Genomic DNA, 23,475 nt, shown 5'->3' with positions numbered 1-23,475 from the left:
CGGGGGCGCGGGAACCGAGACGACGGGGAGGCCGCTCGCGTCCGCGCCCCACCGTGCGTTCCGGACACCGACACGCGCCTTCCGGACACCGCCACACGGTGGAGCCGGCACCCCGTCGGTTTCGGGGTGCCGGCTCCACCGTGTGTGTCGCGCTCAGTCGAGCGGGACCGTGCTCTCGAAGGCGTGCAGATAGGGGTTGACCGGGCCGATGTGGCCGAGGCACAGGCCCGCCTCGGTCATCAGGTCGACCATGCTCTGCTTGGAGTGCTTGGCTCCGCCGACGTTGAGCAGCAGCATCAGGTCCATGGCGGTGGTGAAGCGCATCGACGGGGTGTCGTCGACCAGGTTCTCCACCACCACGACCCGCGCGCCGGGTCTGGCCGAGGCGACGATGTTGCGCAGCGTCCGGCGGGAGCTGTCGTCGTCCCACTCCAGGATGTTCTTGATGATGTAGAGGTCGGCGTCGACCGGGACGGCGACGCGGCAGTCACCCGGCAGCAGCGTGATGCGGGAGGCCAGTGGTCCGCCCTCGCGCAGCCGCGGGTCGGCGCCCTCGATCACCTTGGGCAGGTCGAGCAGTGTGCCGTGCAGCTTGGGGTACTTCTCCAACAGGCCGGCCAGGACGTGGCCCTGGCCGCCGCCGATGTCCGCGACCGTCCGCACCCCGGTGAGGTCGAGGTAGTCGGCGAGTTCGGCGGCGGACTGGCGGCTGGAGTGGGTCATCGCCCGGTTGAACACCGCCGCGGACTCGCGGGCGTCGTCGTGCAGGTAGTCGAAGAACTCCTTGCCGTGGATGTCCGGGAAGACGGTCCGCCCGGAGCGGACCGCGTCGTCCAGGCGGGGCCAGGCGTCCCAGGTCCACGGCTCGGTGCACCAGAGGGCGATGTAGCGCAGGCTGTTCGGCTCGTCCTCGCGGAGCAGGCGGGACATCTCGGTGTGGACGTACCGGCCGTCCTCGGTCTCGGCGAAGATCCCGTAGCAGGCGAGCGCCCGCAGCAGACGGCGAAGCGGCGGCGGCTCGGCGCCGACCACGGCCGCGAGTTCCTCGGCACCGACCGGCGACTCGCCGATCGCGTCCGCGAGTTCGAGCCTGACCGCCGCGCGGACGGCTGCGGCGCAGGCGGCGCCGAACACGATCTCGCGCAGCCGCATGTTCGGCGATGGTGGCGGACTGTCGCCAGCCTGTGGCGAGTTGGTGCGGCCGATGGCGATCGGTGTGGTCAGCTTGGCGGCGTTCGGGCTGACCGAGGTCGGATTGACGGTCGGTGTGGTGGATGGTGCCGTGTGCATGTGCCCGCCTTTCTGTGGGGAACGGTCAGCACTGGCCGGCGGGTTCGGAGACCCGGCACTGGTTGCGGGCGAAGGTGTTGCCGGTGCCGGTGTCGCGGACGGCGAGGTCGGCCGGGCCGTTGTCGCGCACCGTGTTGTCGGTGACCTTGATCCCGCTGTTGGGTGCACCGACGAAGCTGTGGAACAGGACGATGCCGCCGGACATCGAGGACTTGCCGACGTTCCCCTCGACCCGGTTGCCGGTCACCAGGGTGTCCTCGGCTCCGGTGAGCAGGATGCCGGTGCCCTGGACGACGTCCAGGCGTGGGGTCTTCGGGCAGAACTTGTTGTTGGCCCGGACCAGGTTCGACCGGACCGTCAGCGCGCCCGCCCGGGGCACGCCCTCGTCTCCGACCACGAACACGCCGCCGCAGTTGCCCGTGATCACGTTGGCCTGGACGCTGAGCTCGCGCACCCGGCGGACCACGACGCCGAGCCGGTTGTCCGAGAGGCGGTTCTCGCCGATCACCGTGCCCTTGGTGAAGACGGGCGGGACCTTGCCGTCCGCCACGTTCGCCACGAAGATCCCGGCCTGGCCGTTGCCGCGGGCCTCGTTGCCGCGCAGTACGGCCCGGGTGGACTGCTCCTGGCTGATGCCCTGCTGCCCGTTGTCCCTGGCCAGGACGGCGTGCACGGTCATCTTGTCGGTGCCGTAGGCGTTGATGCCGTTCTTGGTGAAGCCGGCGACCGTGAGCGCCTCGATCCGTACCCCGGTGACCGGGTGCCCGGCGGTGCCCGTGACGCACAGGCCGTGGCCGGCCTTGGCGCAGGCGTTGCCGGTGGCGGCGGGTGCGGACTTCTCGGGCGCGGTGATCACGGTGGTCCGGCCGGTCCCGCGGAGGGTCAGGCCGGAGGTGGTGACCTGGACGCTCTCGCGGTAGGTGCCCGGGAGGATCTGCACGGTGTCACCGGGTCCGGCGGCGTCCACCGCCTTCTGGATCGACTCGCCCGGGTGGACGAGCCGGATGACCGGAGACACGGAAGCGCCGGCCGGCCCGGGAAGCCCGGTGACCAGACCGACGGCGAGGATGACTGCGACGCCCGCCAACTGCGGGGTCCGGCGCGTGGGCATGGGTGATGACCTGCTTTCGGGTGCTCGGGTGCTGGCTCAACTGGCCCGAGTGCCGGCCGGGACTCGGGTTCCCGACCGGCATCGGGCCACCTAATCGAAGCTATGGGCGCCCCTCGACACCTGCCACTTCTGCTCGGCCGACCGTGCTGCCGTGCCGCTGAACGGATGGACGCGACGTCAGTACACGCCGACGCCGAACGCCTTGAGCGCCGCGGTGACGGGCTGGAAGAAGGTGGTGCCGCCGACGGCGCAGTTCCCGGTGCCGCCCGAGGTGAGGCCGAGCGCGGTCTGGCCGGCGAAGAGCGGGCCGCCGCTGTCGCCCTCCTCGGCGCAGACGGTCGTCTTGATCAGCCCCCGGACGGTGCCCTGCAGGTAGTTCACGGTCGTGTTGAGCCCGGTGACGGTGCCGCTGTGCACGTGCGAAGTGCTGCCGCTGCGGCTGACGGTCTGCCCGAGCGAGGGGTTGGCAGCCCTGGTGATCGTACGGCTGGTGCCGTTGTAGAGGTCCACGGCGGAGGCCGGGACGCTGCCGTCGGTGTACTTGATCAGGGCGTAGTCGTGGTCGGGGAAGGTGGAGCTCTCGGTGCTGCCGATCGGGGTGGTGTGGGCCGCGGTGGTGTACCAGGTCGAGGCGACGTTCCCGCAGTGGCCGGCGGTCAGGAAGTAGTAACCGCCTTCCGGGCCACGGACGTTGAAGCCGAGCGAGCAGCGGTACGGGCCGCCGTGGATGGCGTCGCCGCCGTTCACCCTGGGGCTGAACACCCCGGGCACCCGCTCCAGCCGGACGGCGGGGCCGAGTTCCTCGACCGTCCGGGTGAGCCGGTCGAGGGCGGCGCCGCGGACGGTGGTGTCGGCGGACACCACCACCTGGTCGGCGGCCGGGTCGACGGCCCAGGCGGTACCGGGGACGGCGGCGCTGCGATCGAGCTCGGCGGTGGTGGTGGCCAGCTGGGCGGCGCTTCGGGGGACCAGCCGGGGAACGGCCCCGGCCGCCTCCACCCGCTGGGAGTCCACCGGGTGGGTGATGGTGACGACCGCTCGGCCGGAGGCGTCCAGGTATGAACCGGCGGTACGGTCCTCGCCCAGCTGCTGCTGGAGGTCGTCGGCGAGCGCTGCGGCGGCCTCGCCGGTGGGTGTCGGAGGGGGCAGGGCGGCCGCGGGTGCGGGCAGTGCGAGTGCTGTACCGGCGAGCAGCGTGGCGGCCGCCGTGAGGAGGACGGCGCGACGGCAGGTACGGCGATTGCTCATCAGGGCTCCCTGGTGCCTGGGAAGAGGGGTCGCGGGCGCGCCCGGATGGCGTACCCGGGTCGGCCGAGGACCCGGCTTCCGGGTGGCCGTGGCGGGCTCCGGGCGGGTCCTGCTGCCAAATATCGGGGCCGGGGCCGAGGTTGGCGACCCGGAACGGCGGTCGGCTGAGCCGGTCGCGGCGGCCGGGCTCCCCGGCCGGGTGCTCCACCGTCGGCGTGCGGCCGGTCCGGCCGTCGCCGGCGGCACGGGCGGTACGGAGCCGGGCGATCCTCGGCCGCCTCGGGCATGCGGGCGGGGCCGCCGGGGAATCGACGGGTTACCGGACGAGTACCAAGGCGGTCGGGAACCAAGGCGGCCGGGAACCAGCGAGGCGGTGTGCCGTGTCCTGCTCTGCGAAAGCCAAGTGGGCTTCGGGCGAAGGGGGTTCGGGGTGAGCGGGTCCGCGGGGGCCGATGGCGGAGGGCGGGTGCTGGCCGCGGCGGGGGTGCTGCTCCCGGACGAGCGGGGTCGGCTCCTGGTGGTACGCCTCACGTACGACCGGAAGCATCCGATCGCGATCCCCGGTGGCGGCTGGGAGCCGTCCGACGGGTCACCGCGGCAGACGGCCTTCCGGGAGATCGCCGAGGAGCTCGGGGTGCGGCCCGAACTGGGGCCGCTGGCCTGCGTCGACTGGTCGCTGGGCGACGGCCGCCCGCCGATCGCGGCCCATCTGTACTGGGCTGCGCCGCTGCGGGACGAGCAGCTCTCCGCGTTCCGGCCGCAGGCCACGGAGGTCGGCGGCTGGGCCTGGCTGACGGATCGCCAGCTCGCCTCGGCGTTGCCGCCCAGGCTGTCGCGGCGGGTCACGGCCTGTCTCACCGCGCCGCGAGGTGCCGGACCGCTGGAGCTGGAGGACAGCCGTCCGGTCGGGCACACCGTTGCCCATGTGCCGCCGGTTCCGCCGCCGCCGTACACCCGGGCGGCCGGGCTGGAGCTGTCGGGCAGCGGCGGGGCGGCGCAGCAGCGGCCGCCGCTGGAGCGGGAGGCGTACTACGCCTCGCTGCCGAGGATCCGGGCGAAGGCGCGGATGCTGTTCTCCGACCCGGCGGGGCGGGTGCTGCTGGTACGCCTGCGCCCACGGGAGGACCGGCCGTACTGGACGCTGCCGGGCGGCGGAGTCGAGGCCGACCGCGAGATGCCCCGGGCGGCGGCGCGACGCGAGATCCGCGAGGAACTCGGCTGGGAGCGGGAGCCGGGCCGCCTGCTGGCGCTGGACTGGTCGGCCGGCCCGGACGGCTCGGTGGCCATGGTGTACGTCTTCGACGGCGGCGAGGTGACCGCCGAGCTCCTCGGGCGGATCACGCTGCCGCCCGAGGAGCTGGTGGACTGGGGGATGTTCACGGCGACCGAGGCCCGCGAGGTCCTCTCCGAGCAGGCGCGGTGCCGGCTGGAGGCCTGCCTAGCCGCCCGGGCGGCGGGGCGGGACGGCGGCGGGGGCGGGCCGGTGGAACTGGTCGGCGGCCGGGCGGTCGCGGCCGGTCCGCCGGTGGCGTGACGGCGGAGCACTCGACGTGATGCACCCATGAGTCTCCGGCGCCGTGGCCGAGTTGCGGCAGGACTACCGAGGTGCTGGCGCCGACCGCCCGGGCAGGGGAACCGAGAACGAGGGGCAGCTCCCGGCCGGGCGGCCGGGAGCTGCCCCCTTCACAGACGGTCCGGCCAACTACCGCACCAATCAGACCAGTTGGTGGTTACGGCTGATGTTCCGCTCCAACAGGGCGAGCGATTCGGCCACGCCGACGCTGTCCGCGGTGAACTCCGGCAGCCGACCGTCCGCCTTCTTCAGCTCCACCAGCGCCTGGTCGATCGCGCTGTGCGCGGCGAACAGGCAGGGGGTGCTGTAGATCGCCACATCCACCCCCAGCTCGGTCAGTTCGGGCAGCGAGAGCCGGGGCGACTTGCCGCCGGCGATCTGGTTGAACAGCAGCGGCTTGTCGCCGATGACGGCGCGGACCTTGCGGATCCAGTCCACGCTGCGCACGCCGTCGACCAGGATGACGTCGGCCTCGGTGGCGGCCAGGGCCTCGGCACGGCGCAGGATCTCGCGGTCCTCGGTGGCGTCGGTGCGGGCGACGACCACCAGGTCGCGCCGCGCGGCCAGCACCATCTCCAGCTTCTCCAGGTACGCCTCCAGCGGGAGCACCTGCTTGCCGTCGACGTGTCCGCAGCGGCGGGGCCGCTGCTGGTCCTCCAGGATCACCCCGGAGGCGCCGGCGGCCTCCAGGTGCTGGACCACGTGGCAGGCGGTCTCGGGGTCGACATAGCCGTCGTCGATGTCGACCAGCAGGTGCTGGCGGGGGAAGGCCAGCCTCAGCCGCTGGACGAAGGCGACGATGTCGGGCCAGGCGATGAAGCCGATGTCCGGCAGGCCGTAGTGCGAGGCGGCGAAGCCGAACCCGGAGACGAACATCCCGTCGTAGTGCTGGGCCGCCAGCGAGGCGGAGAACATGTCGAAGACGCCGATCAGCGGGGTGGTCCCGGCCTCGGAGATCGCGTCGCGCAGCCGAATCGGGTGATGCACAGGGTCCTCCAGCAGATGGTGATGGTGCCCGATGCGCGCCACCGGTACGCCGTGCGGGGCGTACCGGTGACATAGGCGCGGAAGGGGCGGCAGGTACGGGACGCTGCCACCTCGTCTTCCACAAATCTAGGTAAAGAGATGGTCATGAACAATGCTGAACCGGGAGCCGAACGAGGGGCTATATCAAGCTGACATGGATAGCTCAGGTATATAGGCCCCCGGCACCGCGATCACCCGGTCGGAAGCGCGTAGATCTTCGCGCCCCGCCGCGCGAACGCCACCTTGCCGTCGGTGCTCAGGTACCAGTCGTTGTACTTGAGCGGGTAGGACGGGTCGTCGAAGGTCCACTTGAACGTGCCCGACTTGGCGTCCACCGCGTACAGCCCGCCGTCGAACTCGCTCGCGACGAAGAGCGTGTCGCCCACCAGCAGTGGTTCGCTGGTCAGACTGGGCCGCTGGGGCAGCGCACAGCGCCAGCGCGTCTTGCCGGTCTCGGCGTCGTAGGCGAAGACCGCCTCCGAGCCGTCGCTGCCGTACACCATCCCGTTGCCGGCCGTCACCGGGGCGAACCGGCCGTGGTCCGGCTTCAGCCGCCACAGCTGCTTGCCGTCCGCGAGGCCCACCGCCTGCAGGTCGGAGTCCTCGATCAGGCAGTACAGCCGCTTGTCGTCGCACCAGATCCGCCACGGGTCGACCGTGCCGGTGTCGACGTGCCACAGCTCCCGGCCGTCCTTGACGTCCCGGGCGACGATGAGCGACTTGCCGCGGCTGTGCAGCAGGGTGCCGCCGGTCACCCGGCCGGTGGCGAGCGAGTCCTCGGTGTCCTCGTCGGGCTGGGCCCATTTCTTGTTGATCCGGCTGGCGGTGTCGAGGGCCAGCACCATCTGGTCCCCGGCCGTTTCGAACTGCGGCCTGACCAGCACCTTCAGATAGACCGCCTGGTCGTCAGCAGCGAGGACCTTGTGGACCTCGATCACCTTGTCGCCGCCGTAGGCAACCAGCGAGCCGGCGTCCTCCCGCCCGGTCTTCTGATCGATGCTGCTCACCCCGCGGAGCAGGGTGAGCAGCTGGCCGCCGCCCACGATGGTGTTCGTGGTGGGCGCGGACAGATCCGGCCGGGCCCAGCGCACGGCGCCGGTGCCGGCGTCCAGCGCGGTGAGGCCGTTGGCCACGACGAAGACCGCGCCGTTCAGCACCAGCGCCGGGAACTGGGCCATCGACGCGCCGGGGAAGGTGTACGTCCAGACGGGCGAGGGCGCCTTGCCCGGCGACGTGCTGCCGGAGAGTCCCGGCGTCGGAGCCGGCGGCGTGGGGTGCGGGTGCGGGCGCGGGCGCAGCAGCGCCCAGGCGGTGCCGCCGACCGCCGCCGCGCCCGCCAGGCCGCCGCCGGCGAGAAAGAGCCGCCGGGACACCTTCGGCGCGGGCCTGGACGGCGGCGCCAGCGTCGGTGCGTACGCCGGCGGGGGTACCGGTGTGGCCATCGGCCCAGTGGCGGACGACGGCGGCGCGGCCGAGGGCCTCGGGCCGGGCAACGGCGGCGTGGGTGCGGCCGTCCGGGGGCCCAGCCGCATGGTGCCGGGTGCCGCTTCCGGCTGGTCGGTGCAGGTCGGGGCGTACTCCGCGGCGGGCGGGGTGGCGGGCTGCGACGGCTGTGCGGGCGTGCCGCGGCTCGGGGTCTCCATATCCATCACGGACGAGGCGTGGGTGGCCAGCGCCGAGGCGACCGGGCCGGGCAGCCAGTTCCCGGCGGAGGCCGCCGCGGTGCCGGCGGGCAGCAGCTGGGCGGCCAGCTCCAGCGGGGCGGGCCGCCGTGCCGGGTCCTTGGTCAGCACTGAGGCGATCACCGGCCGCAGCCCGTCGGGCAGTTCGCCCAGGGCGGGCTCGTCGTGGACCACCCGGTACAGCTGCGCCGCCACACCCGACTCGCCGTCGAACGGACCGTGCCCGGTCGCCGCGTACACCAGCACCGAGCCGAGCGAGAACACGTCGCCGGCCGCGCCGAGCGGCCGGCCCATCGCCTGTTCGGGTGCCATGAAGCCGGGCGAGCCGACCACCACCCCGGTCTGGGTCAGGCTGTCGCCGTCCAGTGCCCTGGCGATCCCGAAGTCGATCACCCGGGGGCCGTCGGCCGCCAGCAGGACGTTGGACGGCTTGAGGTCACGGTGCACCAGTCCGGCGCCGTGGATCGCGTGCAGCGCCTCCGCGAGCCTGGCACCCAGCGCCCGGACCGAGTCCTCCGGCAGCGGCCCGTACCGCTGGACGGCGTCGGTAAGCGGGAGACCGAGCACGTACGCCGTCGCCAGCCAGGGGGTCGGCGAGTCGGGGTCGGCGTCCACCACGGGCGCGGTGTACGCCCCGTCCACCGCCCGCGCGGCCTCCACCTCGCGGCGGAACCTGGTCCGGAACTCCCGGTCCTCCGCCAGTTCGGACCGCACCACCTTGACCGCGACCGTCCGACCGCCCGCCGAGCGGGCCAGGTACACCCGACCCATCCCGCCCGCCCCGAGCCTGGCCACCAGCCGGTAGGGGCCGATCGCCTCCGGATCGTTGGCCTCGAGTGGCTCCATGTGCTGTTCCCCGTCCCCGTGTGTGCTTTCGCGCTGGTCGTCCGCCGAAGATCGTACGGGCCGTCAGCTCGGCACGGTCACGCGGAGGTGGCGTCGCAGCCGGAGCGGCGCCGGTACGGGTCCTCGCGCGGCGACGGGGTGGCAGCGTTCACGGCACGCTGTGGTCACGCGCACCCGGCGGGTCAGGCCGCGGCGGCAGGCGCGCTGTCGGTGGCCAGCTTGACGGCCAGTGCCCCCAGGACGGCTCCCATCAGGTAGCGCTGGGCCCGCAGCCAGGCTGGGCGGCGCCCGAGGAAGACCGCGATGGCGCCCGCCGCGAAGACGACGGCCAGGTTCACGACCAGGCTGACGGCTATCTGGACGCCGCCCAGCGCGAACCCCTGCAACAGCACGTGCCCCGCCTTGACGTCGACGAACTGCGGGATCAGCGAGAGGTACATGACGGCGACCTTCGGGTTCAGCAGGTTCGTGAGCAGACCCATGGAGAACAGGCGCCACGGCGAGTCCGGCGGCAGTTCCCGCGGGGTGAAGACGGACAGCCCGCCCGGCTTGAGCGCCTTCCAGGCCAGCCAGGCCAGGTACCCGGCGCCGGCGGCCTTCACCGCGAGGTACAGCCCGGGGACGGCCAGGAGGACCAGCGACAGGCCGAGGTTCGCGGCGCCGAGGTAGACCAGGAAGCCGACGGCGACCCCGGCCAGCGAGACCGCTCCCGCGCGGCGCCCCTGCGTGATGCTCCGCGAGACCAGGTACATCATGTTGGGCCCGGGGGTGAGCACCATGCCGAGAGCCACTGCCGTCACACCGAGGACCGCGTTCGTTCCGATCATGCGGAAAGGATGGGCGCCAGGGAGCATTCAGCACCAGCGCGGGTTTCTTCAGGATTCGATTCAGTACTGCTACATCCAGGACGGCATCCGGCCGGCGGCCCGCAACCGGCCTTCACCTCCGGCAACCGGCTCTCCACCGGACGGTGCCCCTCGACCGTGGAGCGTGTCCGGCCGGGACGGGCGGCTTCTCGGCGGCTTCCCCTTCGGCTTCCCATCCGGTTTCCCTGCGGAGAGCCATACGCGGCGAGGATCCATCTGACGCCGGCTCAACTGTCCGCCGGAACCGGGCCGAGGAGTCGCGGATCTCGAAGCGCCTGCCGAGAAGGCCCCTCGACCCGGTGTCCGGCACCATCCGCCGGACCTCCGCGCAGGGAGGACGCGGCTACCGTCGGGCGGGTCCGGGGAGTTCGAAGATCCCGTAGCCGAAGCCCTCGGCACTGACGCCGTCAGCCGTCGCTATGACGCCCCTGACCTCCAGAGCGCGGGTATCCTCGAGCCCGGGGTGCGCGAAGTAGGCGGGCTCACGGCGGGGGTTGACGACCACCAGGTGCGTGCCGCCACGCAGGTGGACGAAGGGGTACCCGGTGTGCAGCACCTCGACGTGGCCGTGACTGCCGAGCGCGGGGGTGGACCTGCGGAGCGCGATCATCCGCCGGACCAGGTGCAACACCGAGTCCGTGTCGGCGAGTTGGGCGGCGACGTTCGGCCTGCTTGGATCGGGGTCGAGGGGCTGGTAGAACCGGTCGGCGGGAGCCGTGGAGAACCCCGCGCCGGCGGTGTCGTCCCACTGCATCGGAGTGCGCGACCCGGCACGGTTGTTGGTGGGCTCGAGCAGACTGCCCTCCTTGTCCGGCAGCCCGGGGACGAACCGCATGCCGATCTCGTCGCCGTAGTAGATCGCGGGCAGGGTCGGCCAGGTGAGCAGGAAGGCGAAGGCCGCACGGAGCTGCTCGGGCGTACGCGAGCCGGTGGCGAGGCGGTTGTAGTCGTGGTTCGCGGTGGGCAGGATGACGTGCCCGGCGCCGGGTGCGCCGGAACCCGGCTCCACGGCCGTACCGGTGGCGCGCCAGGCGGTGACGAACTCGGCCATCGAGCCCCGGCCCTGCGGGTCGAAGTAGCAGGGCCCCGACTCCCAGGAGGCCGAGGTCATCCCCTCTCCGTTGTCCCAGAGCGAGGTCACGGCCCGACCCGCGAAGTGCAGGAAGAAGTCGGCGTGGAAGCCGGCGCGCAGGGCGAGTTCGGGCCGTCCCCACTCGGAGATCAGCACCGCTCCCGGATGGCTCCGCTCCAGCCAGGCCCGCAGCTCACGCCAGAGCTTCGCCGTCCCGGCACGGTCCGGGTCGTCCTTGACCAAGGAGTACGCCATGTCCGCCCGGAAGCCGGCGACGCCCGTCCGCAGCCAGTGGTCCATGATCTCGCGCAGCGCGGCCCGGTTCTGCCGCGGCCCTTCGGCGTCGACGGGCTGCCGCCACGGTTCCTCGTCGTGGCCGCGCGCGTAGCCGTAGTTGAGCGCGGGCTGGAAGTCGAAGAAGTTCGGCAGGTAGTAGCCCGGCCGCTTGCCCGGGGAGGGGACGAACCTGCCGGTCCGCCGATCGGCCCAGATGTAGCGCTGGTCGGTGGGGTCGTCGGCGGACCCCAGGAACCAGGAGTGCCGGTCGGAGGTGTGACCGGGCACCAGGTCGAGCAGGATCCTGATCCCGCGCCGGCCCGCGGCGTCCACCAGCGCGGCGAGGTCCTCCTGGGTGCCGTAGCGCGGGGCGACGGAGAAGTAGTCGGAGACGTCGTACCCGGCGTCGCGGAACGGCGAGGTGAAGCACGGTGTGAGCCACACCGTGTCCACCCCCAGCCAGGCCAGGTGGTCGAGGTGCTCGGTGATCCCGGCGAGGTCGCCGATGCCGTCGCCGTCGGAGTCGGCGAAGGTCTGCGGGTAGATCTGGTACAGGACGGCGTCGGCCAGCCAGGCGGAGGCGGGCCGGTTCGCGGGGCGGCTTGCGGGCGGGTTCGGTGCTGGGTTCGTCATCGCGTGCCGTGCTCCCTTCACGGGGACAGTCCGAGGCAAGTGTCCCTCCGCGAGGGCCCGGGCGCTGCCGTTCGGCCGACAACCGCACCGCGGTACCGGAACGGTGGCCGGCAGACCACCGGCTTCGAGGTCCGGAACCCGCCCACCGCACACAACTGGGCGATCAGCTGCACCCGCGGCGTCCAGGTCGGCAAGGCCGCGCTGCGCCGCTGACGCGGGTGCGGCGCGCCCGTCGCGAGTGGTCGGTCACCCGCATCAGCGGCGCGGCTTCCGCGTTCGAGCGTCCTGTCCCGCATCAGCGGCACGGCTCCTGCGGTCGGGCGTCATGGCCCGGATCAGCTGGGCGGGCGTTCGAGGCGTACCAGCGCATCGATCGCCTCGGCGGTCGCGCCGTGCGCGGCACTGGCCGGCCGGCGGACGCGTCCGGCCCGGACCACCCGCAGCCGGCGGTCCGCCAGATCAGCCAGGATGTCATCCGGCGTGAAGAGCACGGCGGGGTCCCCCGGGCCGCCGGAGCCCTCGGTCAGGTTGGTGGTGTCGTGGCCGACCACCAGCAGCGTGCCGCCGGGCGCCAGGCCCTCGGCGGCCCGTCGTAGCACGGCGCGGCGCTGCTCGGTGAACAGATGCAGATAGGCGATGAGGACGAGGTCGTGGCCGCCGGGCTCGGGCACGTAGTCGCGGACGTCCACCTCGGCCCAGGTCACACGCGCCGCGACTGCGGGCGGAAGCCGTTCGGCGAGTCGGCGGCCGCGGTCCAGTGCGACCCCGGAGAAGTCGACCGCGGTGACCCGCCAGCCCAGGGCGGCCAACCAGAGGCTGTTGCGCCCCTCGCCCGCCGCCAGGTCGAGCGCCCGACCGGGCGGCAGGTCCTGGCACTCCTGCCGCACCCAGCGGTTGGGCTCGCTGCCCCACACCAGCTCGGCCGAGTCGTAGCGCTGGTCCCAGTCCTGACTTTCCATCGCCGTCCTCCCGGGTACCGGTGTCCGCTCCACTCCACGTCCGGAGCCGAGCCTACGCGGCGCGGCTGCCGGTACGGGCCGGGCGCGTGCGGTTCCGGTCCGCGCGCCGGTCCTGACATACGGGAGCAGCGGTCAACCGTGGCGTACGACGGCGGGGAAGGGATCGAGGAACGGTTGGGCGGTGACTGCGTTCCGGTTTGGATTCTCCCGAGGCGCCGCCGCGTTCCGCGGGCCGAGGAGCGACGAGGGCCTGGTTCCGGACGCCGCCGCGCGGGCAGGCTCCGACCCGCGGTGGCGGCTCCGCCGCTGGCCGGTGATCAGTGACCGGTGATCCGGTGGTCGATGGTGATCGCCGGCACCGTACGGTGTTGACGTCGTGAACTACTCGCGACCGGCGCGGCCTGGCCGCGACCGGCACGAACTACCCGCGCGGGCACGGTCGGAGCGCCTGCCCGCGCCCGATGACGAGAGGTTCTTCCTCATGGCTCAGCAGGTGCGCGGGGTGATCGCCCGTTCCAAGGGTGCCCCGGTACAGGTCGAGACGATCGTGGTCCCGGATCCCGGTCCGGGCGAAGCGCTGGTGCGGGTACAGGCGTGCGGGGTCTGCCACACCGACCTGCACTACCGGGAGGGCGGGATCAACGACGAGTTCCCCTTCCTGCTCGGCCACGAGGCGGCCGGTGTGGTGGAGTCCGTCGGTGAGGGGGTGACCGACGTCGCGCCCGGTGACTTCGTGATCCTCAACTGGCGGGCGGTCTGCGGCAACTGCCGCGCCTGTCTGCGCGGTCGGCCCTGGTACTGCTTCAACACCCACAACGCCAAGCAGAAGATGACGCTGCTCGACGGGACGGAGCTCTCCCCCGCGCTGGGCATCGGCGCCTTCGCCGAGAAGACGCTGGTCGCCGCCGGGCAGTGCACCAAGGTCTCGCCCGAGGCCTCTCCGGCCGCCGCCGGGCTGCTCGGCTGCGGTGTGATGGCCGGTCTCGGCGCCGCCATCAACACCGGCAACGTCGGCCGGGGCGACACGGTCGCCGTGATCGGCTGCGGCGGCGTGGGCAACGCGGCCGTGGTCGGTGCCAGGCTGGCCGGGGCCGCGCGGATCATCGCGGTGGACATCGACGACCGCAAGCTCGCCACCGCGCAGAAGCTCGGCGCCACGCACACCGTCAACGGCCGCTCCGCCGACCCCATCGAGGCGATCCAGGGGCTGACCGGCGGCTTCGGTGCCGATGTGGTGATCGACGCGGTCGGGACGCCGGAGACGTACCGTCAGGCGTTCTACGCCCGTGACCTGGCCGGGACGGTGGTTCTGGTGGGCGTGCCGACCCCCGAGATGAAGCTGGAGCTGCCGCTGCTGGACGTCTTCGGCCGGGGCGGTTCGCTGAAGTCCTCCTGGTACGGGGACTGCCTGCCCAGCCGGGACTTCCCGATGCTCATCGACCTCTACCTGCAGGGCCGCCTCGACCTGGACGCCTTCGTCAGCGAGACCATCCGGCTGACGGACGTGGAGGAGGCGTTCGCCCGGATGCACAAGGGCGAGGTGCTGCGCTCGGTGGTGGTCTTCTGATGGCCGCGCAGTCCCCCCGCGTCGAGCGGCTGGTCACCTCCGGCACCTTCTCGCTGGACGGTGGCACCTGGCAGGTCGACAACAACGTCTGGATCGTCGGCGACGACGCCGAGGCGCTGGTCATCGATCCCGCACATGACGCCGAGGCGGTGCACGCCGCGCTCGGCGGCCGCCGGCTGGTCGCGATCGTGTGCACCCACGCGCACAACGACCACATCGCCGCCGCCCCGGCGCTCGCCGAGCGGACCGGCGCTCCCGTCCTGCTGCACCGTGAGGACCAGGTGCTCTGGAAGCAGACCCACCCCCAGCGTCCGGTGGACGGCGACCTGACGGACGGGCAGCGGCTGGCGGTCGCGGGCATCGAGCTGACCGTCCTGCACACCCCGGGCCACGCGCCCGGCGCGGTCTGCCTGTACTCCGAACAGCTGGGTACGGTCTTCACCGGCGACACGCTGTTCGCGGGCGGTCCCGGGGCCACCGGCCGGTCCTTCTCCGATTTCCCGACCATCATCCGGTCGATCCGCGAGCGGCTGCTGGCCCTGCCGCCGGAGACGGTCGTACGCACCGGTCACGGTGACTCGACCACGATCGGGGCCGAGGCACCGCAACTCGACGAGTGGATCAGGCGCGGTCACTGACCGCCGGCCGGATGCGCTCTCCCTCCGGGGAGCCCGTCCGCTCTCCGGAGGGCCGTTCCGCACCGACGCCCCTGCACGGGAGCCCGATCGCCGTGGAGGTCGCGATGCGCGCCGCGCTCTTCGCCACCCGTGTCAACTACTCGGGACTGATGGACCGCAGCTGCACCCCGGGGCCCAGCAGTGCCCAGTGCGCTCCGGCCCGGCCCGGCCGTAGGGCATGCCCACGCTACCGGGAGTGACCACCGTCCTGCCCAACGCGAGCCTGGTGTAGGGCATGTGGGTGTGGCCGCACCCCCGTCAGCCGTGGCGGGCCGATCCACCGGCGCCGGCCTGCTGCTACCGCGGTGCGGACCTCCTTCCGGCGGTGTGCGGGAGGCGGTTCACCCGATCGTCCCGGAACCGGGGAGCGCCGCCGGTCAGCCCTTGATCGCACCCTCCTCGACGCCTCGGAAGAAGAAGCGCTGGAGGGCGGCGAAGACCACCACGATCGGCAGGAAGGCGATCATGGTGCCGGCCGCGATCAGGCGGGGGTTGGCGCTGAAGGTGCCGTTGAGGTACTGGAGGCCGACGGTGAGGGTGTACTCGTCGGGGTCGGTGAGCACGATCAGCGGCCAGAGGAAGTCGTCCCAGGCGCCGATGAAGGCGAAGATGACCACGACGCTCAGCATCCCGCGTACGTTGGGCAGTCCGATGTGGACCAGGCGCTGCCAGACGGTGGCTCCGTCCACGATCGCGGCGTCGTCCAGCTCGCCGGGGATCGCGCGGAAGGCGGTCCGCATCAGCAGGACGTTCAACATCCCGATCGCTCCGGGCAGCGCGACACCGAGCAGGGTGTCCGCGAGGCCGAGGCTTCGGACCGTCACGTACTGCGAGACGACCGTGACTTCTCCCGGTAGCACGAGGGTCGCCAGGAACAGACCGAGGGCCAGCCGGGCACCCCGGAAGCGCAGCCGGGCGAGGGCGAAGCCGGCCAGCGTCGCCCCGACGGCGTTGCCGCCGACGGTGATCGCGGCCACCACCAGGGAGTTGGCGGCGTACCTCCAGACCGGGACGGCCCGGGCGACCTCGGCGTAGTTGCCCAGGGTGGCACGGTGCGGCAGGAAGCTGGGAGTCCGGGTGAAGATGTCCTCGGTGGGAGCCTTGAGGGAGGTGGAGAGTTCCCAGAGGAAGGGACCCACGGTGAGGAGGAGCACCAGGAGCAGCAGCAGGTAGCGGACCGCCTTCTCGGTGGTCGAGGTGGAGTTGAAACCCCTGACCGGACGGGTTGCCGGCCGCGGTCGGACGGTCGCGGGGTGCCCGGGCACCGGCGGAGGACCGCTCGCCTGCACGAGTCCGGCCGACGCGGTCGGTTCGGTCCGCGAGCGGAGTCCGGTCGTCGGACGCTGTCGGGCCATCGGTTCTCAGACCGCCTTCCGGTCCAGGCGCACCAGCAGGAGCAGCGGGCCGACGGTGATGACGAAGAGCAGCAGACTGAGCGCGGAGGCATAGCCGAGGTGGCCGGTGAAGCCCCGGCTGTACATCTGGATCAGCATGACCACCGACATGTCCCGCCCGCCGGGGCCACCGGTGCCGTCGGAGAGGACGTACAGCTCGGAGAAGACCCGTAGCGCCGAGACCGAGATCAGCACGGCGACCAGCAGCACGGTGTTCCGCACGCCGGGCAGGGTGACGTGCAGGAAGCGGCGGAAAGTGCCGGCGCCGTCCACGGCCGCCGCTTCGTGGAGCTCCCGGCCGACGTTCCCGAGAGCGGAGAGGTAGATGATCATGTAGTAGCCGAGACCCTTCCAGACCGTGAGGCTGATGGCGCTGAGCAGGAGCAGCCAGCGGTCGGTGAGGAAGGGCAGCGCGTGGCCGAGGACGCCGAGGCGCTGGGCGAGGCCGTTGACCAGCCCGCGTTCGTCCAGGACCCAGCCCCAGACGAGGGCCACCACGACGGCCGAGGCGATCACCGGGGTGTAGAAGGCGGTGCGGAAGAAGGTGATGCCGGGCAGGCGCTTCTGCACCAGCAGGGCCATCAGCAGTGGCAGCACGGTGAGCAGCGGCAGGCAGACCAGCATGTAGATCACGCTGTTCAGCAGCGCGTCTCCCAACTGGTCGTCGGTCAAAGCACGGTGGAAATTCTCCAGGCCGACGAAGCGTCCGCCGCCCAGCGGGCGGGCGTTGGTGAAGGAGAGGATCACCGTGTTGACGGAGGGCCACACGGTGAAGACCAGCAGCCAGACCAGGGCCGGCGCGATGAGCAGCCAGGGCGTGAACCAGCGTCGGTGCGTCATGGCGGCGATGCCGTCAGTTCTTGAGGAGTTGGTTGCAGCGGGCGACGGCGTCGTCCAGCGCCTTCTGGGAGGTGGTGCCGCCACTGATCGCCAGGGCGATCTGCTGGTTGACGGTGTCGCTCATGGCCTGGTCCACCTGGACGGGCTGGAGGAGGGCGGCCTTGGCGAGCGAGGTGAAGGCGATGACCTTGGCCGTGCTCGCGTTGCTGCCGTCGCTCTTGCTGAAGTACGGGTCGCTCGCGGAGGCCTTGGTGCTGGGGAAGATGCTGGTGAGGTGGGCGAAGGCGGCCTGGTTCTCGGCGTTGGTGATCCAGCGGGCCAGTGCGAGGGAGGTGGGCAGGTTCTTGCTGCTCCTGGCGACGGACAGGCCCTGGACGTACAGCGGCGGGGTGCCCATGGCCGGTGAGGGGACGACCTCGGGCGCGAGTGTGGGGTTGTCGGTGGCGAGGCTGGTGATGTAGTTGGCGCCGCCGGTGGTCCAGGCTGCCGTTTCGGTGGAGAAGAGTTTGGCGTTGCCGGCGTACTTGTCGGTGAGGACGTCCTTGGGCAGCAGGTCCTGCTGGTACGCCTCGCGGTAGCGGTCGAGCAGGGCGGCGGCCGGCGGGGTGTTGAAGGTGAAGCTCCTGCCGTCCTCCGCCATGATCCGCACGCCCGCGTCGGCGAGGTCACCGAGACCGGGCTTGCGGCTCATCAGATAGGCCTGTCCGCCGGACTTCTGCTTGAACACCTTGGCCTGGGCGATGAGTTCGTCCAGGTTGGCGGGCAGGTTCTTCGGGTCGAGGCCGTACTTGGTGAGGAGGTCGGCGTTCCAGTAGTTGACGTCGGTGTTCAGGTACCAGGGGTAGCCGAAGGTGCCGGACTGGCCCGCGAAGCGGTATGCGTCGATGCCGCCGGCCACGTAGTCCCGGGTGAGCGCGGGGTCCGCGGTGGCGATGTCGAGCAGCAGTCCCTGTTTGACCAGGGGCAGCGCGAAGTCCGGCGGCAGGTTGACGACGTCCGGGAGGCCGCCGCCGGCGGCCTGGCTCAGCACCTTGTCGGCGTAGCCGTCGGCGGGCTGGTCGAGCCAGGTCACCTGCACACCGGGGTGCTTGCGCTGGAAGGAGTCGATCACGCCCTGCAGGTAGTCGGTGAACTTCGGTTTCAGGGCCCAGGTCTGGAGGGTGACCTTGCCCTTGATCTCTCCGGTGGTGGCGGCACCGTCGCCGCCGGGTGAGGACGGACCACCGCCCAGCCCGCATCCCGTCACAGTCGTCGCCACAGCCGCGGCGACTGCCAGCCTTACCGCAACTACCAGCCCTACCCGGTACTTTCGCATGAGGTCTCCCGGCCTGTCCTGGATCCGGCGCTCTGGTCGCCCGCCCGTCAGCCTGTGTGAGTCTGCGTGCCTTGCATGTGGTCACGTGCCGTTGCATGTCGCGCTGCCGTACCAAACACGTGCGCGCCGAACTGCGCGCACCGGGCCCGCCCACCGGCGGCCCCGCCGACCTCGACCCGCGGGGGACGACCCGCGGAGAGCGACTCGCGGAAACCGGCTCGCGGGCACCGGGAATCCGAACTCAACCGCTGAGCTAAACCGCTCTAGTGCCCGGGACTATCCTCCGGGCTACACTCCGTGTCAAGAGAGAGGAGTCGGAGCCGTGGGGCGACCGACGATTGCCGACATCGCGCGGCAGGCCGGGGTGTCCAAGGGCGCGGTCTCGTTCGCGCTCAACGGACGGCCCGGGGTGAGCCAGGCGACCAGGGAGCGGATCCTGCTGGTCGCCCGGGAGATGAACTGGCGCCCGCACAGCGCCGCGCGGGCACTCGGCGGGGCCCGCAGCGAGGCGGTCGGGCTGGTGATCGCCAGGCCGGCCCGGACCATCGGGGTGGAACCGTTCTTCGCCCAGCTGCTCTCCGGCCTGCAGGCCGGCCTCTCGGCCAGGGCGGTGGCGCTGCAGCTGCTGGTGGTCGAGGACACCGCGGCGGAGATCGAGGTGTACCGGCGCTGGACGTCCGAGCACCGGGTGGACGGCTTCATCGTGGTGGACCTCAAGGTGCGCGACGAGCGCATCGAGGTCCTGGAACGACTCGGCGTCGCGGCGGTCGTGCTGGGCGGCCCAGGCCGGCACGGCAGCCTGCCCAGCGTGTGGGCGGACGACCGCGAGGCGATGCTGTCGATCGTGCACTACCTGGCCGCGCTCGGCCATCGCCGGATCGCCCACCTGGCCGGACTGCCCGGCTTCCGGCACACCCAGCGGCGGATCCGCGCGCTGCGCGACTCTGCCCGCAGCCTCGGGCTGGTCGAGGCGGTCTCGATCCCGACCGACTTCAGCGACGCCGAGGGCGCCGCCGCCACCCGCCGACTGCTCGCCCGGCCCGAGCGGCCGACGGCGATCGTCTACGACAGCGACGTGATGGCGGTGGCCGGGCTCGGCGTGGCCACCGAGATGGGCGTGGCGGTACCGGGCGAGCTGTCGATCGTCTCCTTCGACGACTCGGTGCTGGCCAGGATCGTCCACCCCTCGCTCACCGCGCTCTCCCGGGACACCTTCGCGCTCGGCGAGCAGGTGGCCCGGCAGCTGCTCGCCGCGATCGACGCCCCGGGGGCGGTCCGCGACCTGCAGACGCCCACGCCGCTGCTCACCGTCCGGGAGAGCACGGGCCGCCCCTCCGACGAAGGCGCTCTTGGCAACCCGGATAAACCGCTTTAGGCTCCTGCCCCAACAAGGAACCCGCCCTGCCCGGCAGCCGGAGGACGCGTGTGACCACCCAGCACCCAAGCCCCGATCGAGTCCGGTTCGGCGTCAACTACGTTCCCTCGGCGGGCTGGTTCTACAGCTGGCTGGACTTCTCGGCCGATGCCGTGCGGCGGGACTTCGAGGACCTGGCCGGCCTCGGCCTGGACCATGTCCGGGTCTTCCCCATCTGGCCGTGGATCCAGCCGAACCGCTCGCTGATCCGCCGGCGCGGCATCGAGGAACTGCTCGAACTCATCGACATCGCGGCCGAGTTCGACCTCGATGTGGCCGTCGACCTGCTCCAGGGGCATCTGTCGAGCTACGACTTCCTGCCTTCCTGGGTGCTCACCTGGCACCGGCGCAGCCTCTTCACCGACCCCGGCGTCCGCGAAGGCGTCATCCGGTACGTCGACCGGGTGAGTCGGGCGGCGTCCAGCCGGTCCAACCTCTTCGCGATCACCCTGGGCAACGAGGTCAACAACCTCTGGCCGGCCAACCCGACCGACGCCGCGGCGTCCTCCGACTGGGCCGCCGAGCTGCTGCGGACGGTCAGCGCGGCCGCGCCGCACGTGCTCGGCCTGTACTCGCTCTACGACGCCGCCTGGTACGACCCAGACCATCCGTTCCACCCGGTCGACGCGGCCGAGTTGGGCGATCTGACCACCGTCCACTCCTGGGTGTTCAACGGTGTCTCCGCGCTCGACGGCCCTCTCGGCCAGGCCACCGTCTCGCACGCCGACTACCTGGTCGAACTCGCCGCCGCGACCGCGGGCGACCCTGCCCGGCCGGTCTGGCTGCAGGAGATCGGCGCACCCCGGCCCGACGTACCGGACGCGGACGCACCCGCCTTCGTCCGCCGCACACTCGACCTCGTTCTCGCCAACCCCGCGCTGTGGGGCGTCACCTGGTGGTGCTCGCACGACCTGGACCGCTCGCTCGCCGACTTCCCCGAACGCGAGTACGACCTCGGCCTGTTCACCACCGACCACCGCCGCAAGCCGCTCGCCGCCGAACTCGCCGCCGTCATCACCGAGCAGCGCGCCGCCGAGTGCAGCGCGGGGCAGCAGGGGCGGCGCGACACCGCCGCCGACCGTCCCGGACTGCTCTGCGAGGTCGATCTGCGCGAGCGACCCGATCGGCGCCAAGAGGTCGCCCCCGGCAGCGCCTTCCACTCCGAGTGGGTCCGGCTGCGCGGCTCGGGCCCACTCGCCATCGTCCCCGCCACCCGCGCGGCCGACCCGAAGTACCTGGCCGCGCGCGGCATCGGCAGGCTCATCGAGCCCACCGAGCACTCCTGACCTCCAAGGCCGCCCCACCGCAACGCCACGCCTGGCGTGCCCGCACCACCGCACCACTCCCACCACCGCACCCGACCACTCGCTCCGCACCGACCACTCGCCCCGCGCCGGATCGGAGAGCCGGATGAGACTCAGACACCTCGCGCTGCTGTTGTGCGCGACCTTGGCCGCCACCGTCCTCGGCACGGCGCCGGCAACAGCCGGCGCCGCAGGCAACGTCACGACCGGAGCCGCCGAGGCCACCACGGCGGGCGGCAGCCAGCCGTACGCCTCCCACTGGTATCCGAACACCATCCTCGGCTGGGACCCGGCCACCGACCCGGACGCCAGGTTCAACCGCTCCAAGGTCCCGCTGCAGCGCCGCACCGCCGATCCCGCGCTGCGGGCCAACCCCAACGCCCGTACCGGTGAGGGGAGGATCTCCGCGCTGGTGTCCTTCGCCCCGACGTCCGCCAACCCGTCCCAGGGTTCGTCCGACCCCGACTACTACGCCTTCGGCTACTGGCAGTACGTGAACACCTTGGTGTTCTGGGGCGGTTCGGCAGGAGAGGGCCTGATCCTGGCCCCCAACCCGACCGTCATCGACGCGGCGCACCGCAACGGCGTCAAGGTCTACGGCACGGTGTTCTTCCCGCCCACCGCCTACGGCGGGCAGCTGCAGTGGGTGCGCGACTTCGTACAGAAGTCCGGCTCCCGCCACCCGGTCGCGGACAAGCTGGTGCAGGTGGCCGAGTACTACGGCTTCGACGGCTGGTTCGTCAACCAGGAGACGGCGGGCGCGGACGCGGCTCTCGCCACCGAACTGCGCGACACCATGACGTACGCCCGGTCCCGGGGCCCGGTCGAGTTCCAGTGGTACGACGCGATGACCAGCTCCGGCGACGTCGGCTGGCAGGAGCAGCTGGACTCGGCCAACTCGGCTTTCCTGCAGGAGGGTTCGAAACGGGTGGCCGACTCGATGTTCCTCGACTTCGGGTGGACGGCCGCCGAACTCGACTCCTCGCGCGCCGTGGCGCACTCGCTGGGCCGCAGCGAGTACGACCTGTACTCGGGTGTCGACACCGAGGCGGCCGGCTACAACACCGGCGTCTCCTGGGACGCGGTCTTCCCGCCGGGCAGGCCCCAGGTCACCTCGCTCGGCCTCTACCGCCCCGAGTGGACCTGGAAGTCGGCCACCAGCCGTGCCGACTTCTACGCCAAGGAGTCCCGTTACTGGGTCGGCGCCAACGGCGATCCGTCCGACACCACCACCTCGGACTCCTGGAAGGGCCTGGCCGATTACATCGCCGAGTCCTCCCCCGTGACCGCCAAGCCGTTCGTCACCTCCTTCGGCACCGGTCAGGGCGACTTCTACAACTCGGCAGGCAGGCGGGTGAGTTCGAGCGGCTGGAACAACCTCTCGCTGCAGGACGTGCTTCCCACCTACCGCTGGCTGGTCTCCTCCGGCGGCAGCAGGCTCAGTCCGTCGATCGACTTCACCGACGCCTACGAAGGCGGCTCCTCGCTGCGGCTGACCGGGCGGCTGGACGCCGTCAACACCGTCCGCCTGTACCAGTCCCGGCTGCCGGTGACCGCCCGCACCCGGCTGTCCGCGGTGCTCAAGACCCCCGCCGCCGGGGACTCCCGTCTCAGTGCGGTGGTGTCCTTCACCGACAACCCGACCGCCTTCACCGCCATCCCGCTCGGCGCGACCCGTGGCAACGGCTGGGAGCGGCTGACCCTGGACCTGTCGGCGTACCGGGGGCGGACCATCTCCCAGATCGGGCTCCAGGTCTCCGCCCCGAGCCCGGTCGACTCCTACGACGTGCGGATCGGCCAGCTCGCGGTGTACGACGGAGCGGTGAGCACCACCGCCGCGCCCACCGCCCTCACCGTGCTCGGCACCGACGACGTCTCGGCGACCCGCAAGTCGCTCCGGCTCTCCTGGAAGGCGCCGAGGAGCGGTTCCGTGCACCACTACGAGGTGTACCGGTGCAACCCGGACGGCAGCCGCACCTTCCTCGGCGGCACGCCCGACGACGCGTACTACGTGCCGCGACTGGACCGGGTCGGCGCGGAGACCGCCACCACCGTCGAGGTCGAGGCGGTCTCGACGACCTACGGGCACTCCCGGGTGGCCACGGCCAGAGTGAGCTGGACGAAGGACCGGCCGGCCACGGCCGGGAACCTCCGGCCCGACGTCACCGGGCCCGTCCAGCCCTCCGGCCCCTCCGTCATCCGACCCCCTGATCCCATCGCCCGCACCTCCGCCTCCGTCATCCGACCCCCTGATCCCGCCACCCGGACCTCCGATCCCGCGGGCCGGACCTTGGATCCCGCCGCCCGGATCGACGGGTTCGGGGCCTGGGGCCCGTAGCAGCCGGAGCGCCCCGCGACTCCCTCTCCCTCCAGGAAGGACCA

18 protein-coding genes and 1 pseudogene are annotated in these 23,475 nt (G+C 72.0%); 7 read left to right on the top strand and 12 right to left on the bottom strand.

The genetic code is table 11. The features are described from left to right. Window positions 1-153: 153 nt before the first annotated feature. The 3 genes from ACZ5ON_RS04575 to ACZ5ON_RS04565 all read right to left on the bottom strand — a co-directional run bounded on the left by ACZ5ON_RS04575 (window position 154) and on the right by ACZ5ON_RS04565 (window position 3,649). The gene (locus ACZ5ON_RS04575) at window positions 154-1,290 is read right to left on the bottom strand and encodes a methyltransferase (RefSeq protein WP_465585437.1); all 1,137 of its coding nucleotides are present in this window, start codon (window positions 1,288-1,290) and stop codon (window positions 154-156) included. A 25-nt stretch (window positions 1,291-1,315) separates the two neighbouring features. Beyond that, on the bottom strand, window positions 1,316-2,401 hold the full coding sequence (locus tag ACZ5ON_RS04570; protein WP_465585435.1) for a right-handed parallel beta-helix repeat-containing protein: 1,086 nt from the start codon (window positions 2,399-2,401) through the stop codon (window positions 1,316-1,318). Between the two features lie 177 nt (window positions 2,402-2,578). Continuing rightward, on the bottom strand, window positions 2,579-3,649 hold the full coding sequence (locus tag ACZ5ON_RS04565; protein ID WP_465585433.1) for a S1 family peptidase: 1,071 nt from the start codon (window positions 3,647-3,649) through the stop codon (window positions 2,579-2,581). 430 nt (window positions 3,650-4,079) lie between these two features. Here ACZ5ON_RS04565 and ACZ5ON_RS04560 point away from each other — a divergent pair, with 430 nt between their 5' ends. Next, the gene (locus tag ACZ5ON_RS04560; protein ID WP_465585429.1) at window positions 4,080-5,183 is read left to right on the top strand and encodes an NUDIX hydrolase; all 1,104 of its coding nucleotides are present in this window, start codon (window positions 4,080-4,082) and stop codon (window positions 5,181-5,183) included. A 180-nt stretch (window positions 5,184-5,363) separates the two neighbouring features. Here the strand turns inward: ACZ5ON_RS04560 and ACZ5ON_RS04555 are convergent, their stop codons facing one another. The 4 genes from ACZ5ON_RS04555 to ACZ5ON_RS04540 all read right to left on the bottom strand — a co-directional run bounded on the left by ACZ5ON_RS04555 (window position 5,364) and on the right by ACZ5ON_RS04540 (window position 11,623). Beyond that, a complete protein-coding gene (locus tag ACZ5ON_RS04555) occupies window positions 5,364-6,209 on the bottom strand; it encodes an isocitrate lyase/PEP mutase family protein (RefSeq protein WP_465585425.1) in 846 nt (281 codons plus the stop codon). 230 nt (window positions 6,210-6,439) lie between these two features. Beyond that, window positions 6,440-8,776: a protein kinase domain-containing protein gene (locus ACZ5ON_RS04550; protein WP_465585423.1), complete on the bottom strand. Its 2,337-nt coding sequence runs from the start codon at window positions 8,774-8,776 to the stop codon at window positions 6,440-6,442. 182 nt (window positions 8,777-8,958) lie between these two features. Beyond that, window positions 8,959-9,603, bottom strand: a complete 645-nt coding sequence (locus ACZ5ON_RS04545) for a LysE family translocator (RefSeq protein WP_465585420.1) — start codon at window positions 9,601-9,603, stop codon at window positions 8,959-8,961. 382 nt (window positions 9,604-9,985) lie between these two features. Beyond that, a complete protein-coding gene (locus ACZ5ON_RS04540) occupies window positions 9,986-11,623 on the bottom strand; it encodes an alpha-amylase family glycosyl hydrolase (protein ID WP_465585418.1) in 1,638 nt (545 codons plus the stop codon). 39 nt (window positions 11,624-11,662) lie between these two features. On the opposite strand from ACZ5ON_RS04540, the gene ACZ5ON_RS04535 reads away from it, so the two are divergent. Beyond that, window positions 11,663-11,836: a hypothetical protein gene (locus ACZ5ON_RS04535; protein ID WP_465585416.1), complete on the top strand. Its 174-nt coding sequence runs from the start codon at window positions 11,663-11,665 to the stop codon at window positions 11,834-11,836. A 122-nt stretch (window positions 11,837-11,958) separates the two neighbouring features. Here the strand turns inward: ACZ5ON_RS04535 and ACZ5ON_RS04530 are convergent, their stop codons facing one another. Continuing rightward, window positions 11,959-12,582, bottom strand: a complete 624-nt coding sequence (locus tag ACZ5ON_RS04530; RefSeq protein WP_465585414.1) for a class I SAM-dependent methyltransferase — start codon at window positions 12,580-12,582, stop codon at window positions 11,959-11,961. Between the two features lie 481 nt (window positions 12,583-13,063). Here ACZ5ON_RS04530 and ACZ5ON_RS04525 point away from each other — a divergent pair, with 481 nt between their 5' ends. Beyond that, window positions 13,064-14,149 (top strand): S-(hydroxymethyl)mycothiol dehydrogenase, encoded by a 1,086-nt coding sequence (locus ACZ5ON_RS04525; RefSeq protein ID WP_465585411.1) that lies wholly within the window; start codon window positions 13,064-13,066, stop codon window positions 14,147-14,149. Next, window positions 14,149-14,787: an MBL fold metallo-hydrolase gene (locus ACZ5ON_RS04520; RefSeq protein ID WP_465585407.1), complete on the top strand. Its 639-nt coding sequence runs from the start codon at window positions 14,149-14,151 to the stop codon at window positions 14,785-14,787. The genes ACZ5ON_RS04525 and ACZ5ON_RS04520 overlap by 1 nt, the downstream gene beginning before the upstream one ends. 154 nt (window positions 14,788-14,941) lie before the next feature. Here ACZ5ON_RS04520 and ACZ5ON_RS04515 read toward each other — a convergent pair. From ACZ5ON_RS04515 to ACZ5ON_RS04500, 4 genes and pseudogenes are all read right to left on the bottom strand, one after another. Beyond that, window positions 14,942-15,078: pseudogene (locus ACZ5ON_RS04515) on the bottom strand (metallophosphoesterase family protein); the annotation flags it as partial. 125 nt (window positions 15,079-15,203) lie between these two features. Continuing rightward, window positions 15,204-16,091, bottom strand: a complete 888-nt coding sequence (locus tag ACZ5ON_RS04510; RefSeq protein WP_465585403.1) for a carbohydrate ABC transporter permease — start codon at window positions 16,089-16,091, stop codon at window positions 15,204-15,206. A 96-nt stretch (window positions 16,092-16,187) separates the two neighbouring features. Next, the gene (locus tag ACZ5ON_RS04505) at window positions 16,188-17,060 is read right to left on the bottom strand and encodes a carbohydrate ABC transporter permease (protein WP_465585399.1); all 873 of its coding nucleotides are present in this window, start codon (window positions 17,058-17,060) and stop codon (window positions 16,188-16,190) included. Between the two features lie 13 nt (window positions 17,061-17,073). Further along, window positions 17,074-18,318 carry an ABC transporter substrate-binding protein gene (locus tag ACZ5ON_RS04500; RefSeq protein ID WP_465585397.1) on the bottom strand — a complete coding sequence of 415 codons (1,245 nt, stop codon included), beginning with the start codon at window positions 18,316-18,318 and terminating at the stop codon, window positions 17,074-17,076. A 379-nt stretch (window positions 18,319-18,697) separates the two neighbouring features. On the opposite strand from ACZ5ON_RS04500, the gene ACZ5ON_RS04495 reads away from it, so the two are divergent. The 3 genes from ACZ5ON_RS04495 (at window position 18,698) to ACZ5ON_RS04485 (ending at window position 23,431) form a co-directional block, all read left to right on the top strand. After that, complete coding sequence (locus ACZ5ON_RS04495) at window positions 18,698-19,750, top strand: LacI family DNA-binding transcriptional regulator (protein WP_465585393.1); 1,053 nt, start codon at window positions 18,698-18,700, stop codon at window positions 19,748-19,750. A 50-nt stretch (window positions 19,751-19,800) separates the two neighbouring features. After that, window positions 19,801-21,075, top strand: coding sequence for a glycoside hydrolase 5 family protein (locus ACZ5ON_RS04490; RefSeq protein ID WP_465585391.1), 1,275 nt, complete (start codon window positions 19,801-19,803; stop codon window positions 21,073-21,075). Window positions 21,076-21,199: 124 nt separating this feature from the next. Next, complete coding sequence (locus tag ACZ5ON_RS04485) at window positions 21,200-23,431, top strand: endo-beta-N-acetylglucosaminidase (RefSeq protein ID WP_465585389.1); 2,232 nt, start codon at window positions 21,200-21,202, stop codon at window positions 23,429-23,431. The last annotated feature ends 44 nt before the right edge of the window (window positions 23,432-23,475 follow it).

This window comes from Kitasatospora sp. NPDC032150, assembly GCF_055579945.1.
Note: the sequence above shows the minus strand (reverse complement) of the source record. Positions and strands in the feature narration are given on the sequence as shown.